3 protein-coding genes are annotated in these 2,810 nt (G+C 41.8%); all 3 read right to left on the reverse strand.

Translation table 11 applies throughout. From position 1 onward, the window contains the following. Positions 1–857: glycosyltransferase family 2 protein (locus H6S82_RS27175; RefSeq protein ID WP_191057030.1), on the reverse strand; the 857-nt coding region annotated here is incomplete at its 3' end. After that, a complete protein-coding gene (locus tag H6S82_RS27180; protein WP_199315107.1) occupies positions 857–2,041 on the reverse strand; it encodes an FAD-dependent oxidoreductase in 1,185 nt (394 codons plus the stop codon). The genes H6S82_RS27180 and H6S82_RS27175, both read right to left, overlap by 1 nt. A 141-nt stretch (positions 2,042–2,182) precedes the next feature. Then, a partial coding sequence (locus H6S82_RS27185; RefSeq protein WP_191057031.1) for a class I SAM-dependent methyltransferase occupies positions 2,183–2,810 on the reverse strand: 628 nt, incomplete at its 5' end.

The raw sequence follows: 2,810 nt of genomic DNA on the forward strand, positions 1-2,810 counted from the left end.
AAAATAGTCAGTACTATCGAGATGCAAAAAAAGGCGATCGCATTTTGAAATGATAAAGTTACCCATCCTTCGGCAACCTGGTCTTTAAATAAGTAAACCAGAGCAATGTAACCCATGTAAAGGATATTAAAAATACTCGCAAGCAAACCTAAGTAACTGGCAAATCGCAGCGGTCGCACCGAGTTCACCACAATTACCTGTAAAGCAATATCGACTGTTTCCAGAAAACTTTTTAGTTTCGGTCTTCTATACCTTCTGATTTGTTCGTAGGTAAAAGTTTTTCTTCGATAGCCTACATAAGAACTGAGGAGGCGTAAATAGCGATACTTGTCGTTAACTTGAATGATGGCATTGACAACTGCTCTACTCAATACCCGGAACTGGGTCGCATTCTCGATCAGCGGTATTTTAAAGATACTTTTGCAAGACAAGTAAAATAGCTTAGCACCGACTTTCATCCACAGAGGTTCGCCAGAGCGATTATTGCGAATTCCGATGACAATATCGTAACCGAGTCGAGCTTGTTGGATTAAATCTGGAATCAAATCTGGGGGGTCAGATTCGGGAAGCACGATCGCTACAAAGTCTCCGATTACCGAATCTAAACCAGAAGATATAGCCACATCAGTACCAAAACTTCTGGAGAGATTAAGTAATCGGATACATTCGTATTCTTTTAAAAGACCGCACACTTGTTCGGCGGTATCATCTTCGGAGCCATCATTGACTAAAACGAGTTCGTAGTTGGCGTAATTGTTTCGCAATACTTCCATTACTTCAGTGACAAAAGGCTTAACAATCCTTGCGTCGTTAGAAAGTGGAGCAACTACCGAAACAAAACAATCATAGGTAGCCATTAGATTACGCCTCCTGTGAGTTCCATAAACTTAAGTTCAGGGGGAACATCATAAATATTGTCAATCTTACCACCCAATACACAGATCGAGTTTTTTAATCCGTGATGTTTTTTAAATAAAATCGGTCGGCTATCATCTACCTCGCTTTGCGGCAGAACTGTTTTCACTTCCCAGATAGAATCGACATACTGACATTTGCTCAGAATTGGGATATATCGTTCGGCATCTTTAATCATGTATGGGTAGTTAGTTTTGTGTCCGCTTTTAGGGTTAACTGTTTTTACATCAGCGTCTTCATCTTTCCAAAAACAGTGGGGGGTGTAGCGAACATGACTGAGGGTATGCAGTCCTCGTGCTGGGAAAGGCATGATGGAAAAGAAAGGCCCACACATAAGTGTAATACCGAGATGGCGAATTGGATCGGGAACTTCAACTAATGCCATTTCAGTTAATTCATGCTTGAGCGGAATTGTGGGTAAATTTGAACGATCGAGAATATGGTTAATAGATGAATAAGTGCAGTTAAAAACGTATTTGGCGGTAATTATATCTTGATTGTCGGGAGATTCTACAAAAATTTTAATAGCCAAATTATCAGCGTCTTCCAATTTGATAACTTTTGAGTTAAGCCTAAGTTTCACGCCTGCTGTTTCGATGTCGTTCAGCATTCTATGTTTTAGCTTTACGGCGTCAAAGGCATATTCTTTTGTATAAAAAACGTCTTCGATTAAGTTATTGTTGAAAAGCTTTTTGATGTCGATCGGTGCTGGCTCTATAAAAGCATCAATGCGTTGGCAAAATGTTTTAAATTGATTGGCTGTGACTTTGGAAGTTATTTTGCCGATCGCATAATATTTATCAAAGCTGCTATCGATACATTCGCGATATTCGCTGACAAATCGAGGAAAATTAACTCTCGATCGCAAAGCGGTCAATATGCTGCGCGGGTAGTGATAGCCGTTGTGAACTCTCGCTTGATTTGCATAAGATGCACGTTGGAGAACATCGGCTTCTTTTTCGAGAATTAGGACTTTGTTTAAATGTTCTTTGAGATATAAAGCAATTCTGCAACCAAAAAAGCCGCCGCCAATTACAACTGCGTCATAGCTGCTAGGGTTAAGCGGACTGGAGGCTGTTAGACTTCCTCCGCCAGGATGAAAAATTGGCGAATTTGTGATTGTCAACTCCTCAGACCAAAATCTTCCTGTGAATTATACCTAATACTGTCGCTAGGCAGAAGTATTTTTGTGAAAATTTGTTAAATAAGGGTGATGTCGGTGCGATCGCAGACGCAGAGTCGCACCGAAAACCGCTCCGTTTCCCTTTTAGCTAGCAGCTTTGTGAGCGATAACAGCGTAGAAGGGGTCGCCACCGCCGACACCCATCCATTGTAAAATACTGGGAGCGGCGGACACTCGGCTAATAACTTCCGGTTCGGTAAATCCGGGGATCGATCGAAAATAGCTTTTTACCATTTCCACCCGCGCTGCTTCCGAAGCATCCCGCCACGCCGCAATTGCCTTTTGATAAAACATCCGGTTCGAGAAGCTGAAAATCGCGATTCCACCGGGTTTAAGAATGCGATGAATTTCGGAAAATATCGCTTCTGGATATTGCAGATATTGTACGGAAACGCAGTTGAGAACAGCATCAAAATCTGCATCGGGTAAGGGAAATTTGGGATTTTCGTTGAGATTTTGGACAAAGTAATGATGCAACCGAGAATTGCGTGTCAATTCCTCTTCGTTCATCCCGTGTCCTTCCACATGAGCGAATTCTACGTCATCTGGTAGATGAGAAACCCAACTGCTCATCATATCAAAAATGCGAGTGTTAGGTTGAAGTCGTTCCCGGTACAAGTCTGTTAGCTGTTGGATAAAACCGTCATCTACGTGAGTGACAAAACGGGGGAAAGAATAAAACTGATTATCGCTCGTTTCGTCTAGCTTAGTG

It is taken from the genome of Planktothrix sp. FACHB-1355, assembly GCF_014748295.1.
GTDB classification, from domain to species: domain Bacteria; phylum Cyanobacteriota; class Cyanobacteriia; order Cyanobacteriales; family Aerosakkonemataceae; genus Aerosakkonema; species Aerosakkonema funiforme_A.